The sequence below is a fragment of the Micromonospora sp. MH33 genome, from assembly GCF_003013775.1.
In the GTDB taxonomy this organism is placed as follows: Bacteria; Actinomycetota; Actinomycetes; order Mycobacteriales; family Micromonosporaceae; genus Micromonospora; species Micromonospora fulviviridis.
This window is the reverse complement of record NZ_MUYZ01000435.1, coordinates 1-3,908: the sequence shown is the minus strand read 5'-3', so window position 1 is coordinate 3,908 and position 3,908 is coordinate 1. Positions and strand designations below refer to the sequence as shown.

At 75.8% G+C, this 3,908-nt stretch carries 1 protein-coding gene; it reads left to right on the top strand.

What is annotated here, in order from left to right:
- Positions 1–3,908: SDR family NAD(P)-dependent oxidoreductase (locus tag B0E53_RS33875; RefSeq protein WP_146167895.1), on the top strand; the 3,908-nt coding region annotated here is incomplete at both ends.

Here is a 3,908-nt window from a genome sequence, read left to right as displayed (position 1 = left end):
GGCGTGCTCGCCGTCGCCACCCAACGCAGGGACCGGCCGGAGACCCACGCCCTGCTGGCCGCGCTGGCCGACCTGCATGTCCACGGCGTCCCGGTGACCTGGGCACCGTGGTTCGCCGACACCGGCGTGACCCGCGTCGACCTGCCCACCTACGCCTTCCAGCACCAGCGGTTCTGGCCGGCGTCGGGCCGCCCCCGACGCGGGGACGTGTCGGGTGCCGGGCTGAGCGACGCCGGGCACCCGCTGCTCGGCGCGGCCGTGGACCTGGCCGGCGACGACGAGGTGGTGTTGACGGGCCGGCTGTCCCTGGCCGCGCACCCCTGGCTGGCCGACCACGCGGTGTCCGGCGTGACGCTGGTCCCGGGCACCGCGCTCGTGGAGCTTGCCGTCCGGGCCGGCGACGAGGTCGGCGTGTCCCGGCTCCGGGAGCTGACCGTCGCCACGCCGCTTGTCGTACCCGACACCGGGGGCCTGCGTATCCAGGTACGGGTCGACGGGACCGGCACCTCTCCGCGGCGCGCCGTCACCATCTACTCCCGCCCCGACGCCGAGCCCGAGGCGGGCTGGGTGCGGCACGCGGACGGCATTCTCGAACCGTCCTCTCCCGACGAGCCCACGGTGGGCGCCTGGCCGCCGGCCGACGCGTCCGAGGTGGACGTGACCGGCTGGTACGCGGCTCTCGCCGAGCACGGCCTGACGTACGGGCCGACGTTCCAGGGGCTGCGGCGGGCCTGGGTCGGCGACGACACGGCGTACGCGGAGGTGGCCCTGCCGGACGACGCGGCGGCCGGCGCCGCGCGGTTCGGTGTCCACCCGGCGCTGCTGGACGCCGCTTTGCACCCGATCGGGCTGTTGCTGACCGACGAGGCGACCGGGCCGCGCGTGCCGTTCGCCTTCGAGGGCGCGCAGGTTCACGCCTCCGGCGCTGCCGTGCTCCGGGTACGGCTGACCCGGGCCGGCGGCGGGGTACGGCTGGTGGCCTGCGACGAGTCCGGCGCGCCGGTCGTGTCGGTGGACTCGCTCATCCTGCGCCAGATGACCGGCCTGCCCGCCCCGAGCGCCGCGGCCCGGTCCCTCTTCGAGGTGCGCTGGCAGGCCGAGGAGGCCCCTGCGGCACGGCAGACGTCAGGCTGGGCGGTACTTGCCGCGACCGGCGGCGTTACGGCCGACGGGCCGGTGGACGTGCTGCGCGGCGGGCTGCCGGTGTATCCGGACGTGCCGGCGGTGCTCGCCGGGACCGGAGACGGGCCGGCGGACGAGCCGCGTGGCGGGCTGCCGGTGTATCGAGACATGTCAGCGGTGCTCGCCGCAGTCGAGGCGGGAGCGGACGTCCCCCGGGTGCTGATCCTGCCGGTGGCGGCGTTGCCCGGCGTCGACGTGCCGTCGGCGGTCCGGGCGGCGGCGTCGGACGTGCTCGCGGTGGTGCAGGCGTGGCTGGCCGCGGACGCGCTGGCCGACTCGCGGCTGGTGGTGCTGACCCGCGGCGCGGTGGCGGCCCGGGACGACGACCGGGTCACCGACCTGGCCGGCGCCTCGGTGTGGGGGCTGCTCCGCTCGGCCCAGTCGGAGCACCCGGACCGCATCGTGCTGGCCGACCTCGACCGGGATCCGGACAAGGCGGTCCGCGCGGTGCCGGCCGACCTCGGCCGGGACCTGGACGAGGCTGTTCTCGCGGTGCTGGCTGGCGTCGTCGAGGACCTGTCGGCCACTGGGGCGCAGGTGGCGCTGCGCGGCGAGGAGGTGCTGATCCCGCGCCTGGTCCGGGCCGCAGTGCCGCCGGCCGGGGACGCGCCGGCCCTCGGCGACGGCACGGTGCTGGTCACCGGCGGCACGGGGTCGTTGGGCGCGCTGGTGGCGGAGCGTCTGGTCACCGCGCACGGGGTGCGGTCGCTGCTGCTGGTGTCGCGGCAGGGGCCGGCCGCCGCGGGCGCGGACGCGCTGGTCGAGCGGCTGACCGGTCTGGGCGCGTCGGCGCGGGTGGTCGCGTGTGACGTGACGGACCGGGAGCAGGTGGCCGGGCTGGTGGCCGAGGTGACCACGGCGGGCCGGCTGACGGGTGTGGTGCACACCGCCGGTGTGCTGGACGACGGTGTGGTGTCGTCGATCAGCGCGGAACGGTTGGCGGGTGTGCTGGCGCCGAAGGTGTCGGCGGGTTGGTGGCTGCACGAGGCCACGGCGGGTCTGGATCTGGACCTGTTCGTGGTGTTCTCGTCCGTCGCGGGGGTGCTCGGCTCTCCGGGTCAGGCCGCCTACGCCGCGGGCAACGGGTTCCTGGACGCGCTGGCCGCGTATCGCCGGCAGGCGGGTCTGCCGGCGGTCAGCCTGGCGTGGGGGATGTGGGACACCGCCGGCATGGCGGCGTCGCTGTCCGAGGCGGACCGGGCGCGGTCGGCTCGGGCCGGCCTGACGCCGATGAGCGTCGAGGTCGGGCTGGAGCTGTTCGACGCCGCCCTGGGCGCGGACCGGCCGGTCCTGGTGCCCACGGTGATCGACCTGCCCGCGCTGCGCGCGGCGGCCTCCAGCGCGACGGTGCCGCCGATGCTGGCCACGCTCGTCGGTGCCACGGCGACCCGCCGCCAGGCGGGCACCGGCGGTTGGGCCGGCCGACTCGCCGGGCTCACCGAGGACGAGGGTCGGGCCCAGGTCGCGCTGCTGGTCCGGGGCCTGGTGGCGCAGGTGCTGGGGCATGGCGGCGCGGAGGCGGTGCCGGTGGACCGGGCGTTCCGGGAGTTGGGTTTCGACTCGTTGACGGCGGTGGATCTGCGTAACCGGGTGAACGCGGCTACCGGGTTGCGGTTGGCTTCGACGTTGGTGTTCGACTATCCGACGCCTGCGGCGCTGGCGGGGTACGTGTACGAGCAGCTCACCGGTGAAGTTGCGGGCCGCGCGGACGCGGCGGTGACCGCGGGGGTGGATGAGCCGATCGCCATCGTGGGGATGGCCTGCCGGTATCCGGGCGGGGTGGAGAGCCCGGACCAGCTGTGGGAGCTGCTGGCCGCCGGGGGCGACGGCATCGGCGAGTTCCCCACCGACCGGGGCTGGGACCTCGACAACCTCTTCCACCACGACCCCGACCACCCCGGCACCTCGTACGCCCGGCAGGGCGGCTTCCTCGCCGGGGCGGCCGGGTTCGACCCCGCGTTCTTCGGCATCTCGCCCCGCGAGGCCGTCGCCATGGACCCTCAGCAGCGGCTGCTGCTGGAGGCGTCGTGGGAGACGTTCGAGTCCGCCGGCCTCGACCCGGCGCGGCTGCGCGGCTCCCGCACGGGCGTGTTCGCCGGCCTCATGTACCACGACTACGCCTCCCAGGTGCAGGAGCTGCCGGAGGGCATCGAGGGCTACATCGGCACCGGCAACTCCGGCAGCGTGGTGTCCGGCCGGGTGGCGTACACGTTCGGCCTCGAAGGCCCGGCGGTCACCGTGGACACCGCCTGCTCCTCCAGCCTGGTGGCCCTGCACCTCGCCGTGCAGGCGCTCCGGTCGGGGGAGTGCGACCTCGCCCTCGCCGGTGGCGTGACCGTGATGGCCACCCCCGGGACGTTCATCGACTTCTCCCGGCAGCGGGGGCTCGCCGCCGACGGCCGGTGCAAGTCGTTCGCCGCCTCGGCGGACGGCACCGGCTGGTCCGAAGGCGTGGGCCTGCTGCTGGTACAGCGGCTCTCCGACGCCCGGCGCGACGGCCGGCGCATCCTCGCCGTGGTGCGGGGCACCGCCGTCAACCAGGATGGCGCCTCGAACGGCCTCACCGCGCCCAACGGTCCCTCACAGCAGCGGGTAATCCGGCAGGCCCTCGCCAACGCCCGCCTGACCGTGGCCGACGTGGACGCCGTCGAGGCGCACGGGACGGGCACGACCCTCGGTGATCCGATCGAGGCGCAGGCGTTGCTGGCGACGTATGGGCAGGACCG